General features: G+C 66.7%; 1 protein-coding gene. It reads right to left on the bottom strand.

Annotated features, from left to right (window positions below; translation table 11 throughout):
- On the bottom strand, positions 1-240 hold a 240-nt coding region (locus tag ACTQ48_RS11715), incomplete at its 3' end, for a hypothetical protein (protein ID WP_441571112.1).
- Between the last annotated feature and the right edge of the window lie 66 nt (positions 241-306).

The following is a 306-nucleotide window of genomic DNA, read 5'->3' as shown; positions in this document are numbered from 1 at the left end:
GACCTGGTCGATGAACCAGGCGGCGGCGGACAGCTGTCCCAGCCGCTCGGACAGCTCGGATTGCAGCGCATGCACCTGCTGCTCGAGTCGCTCCACGCGTGAGATGAGGTCAGGCACCAGGTCGGTGGCTGAGGTGATCTCCGCCGACCGCTGCGTCGAGCGCTGACCGGCACGCGCCACAAGCCACGCCACCACCGGCGACACCATGATCGCCAGCACAGATAGGACAGTACCCACCATCATGCCTCCCGATCGGCGGGGATGCGGGCCGTGATCCACACCGCCCACAGCGCGATCAGATACAAC

The sequence above is a fragment of the Collinsella sp. Sow4_E3 genome, from assembly GCF_052116285.1.
In the GTDB taxonomy this organism is placed as follows: domain Bacteria; phylum Actinomycetota; class Coriobacteriia; order Coriobacteriales; family Coriobacteriaceae; genus Collinsella.
This window is presented reverse-complemented; position numbering and strand designations above follow the sequence as displayed.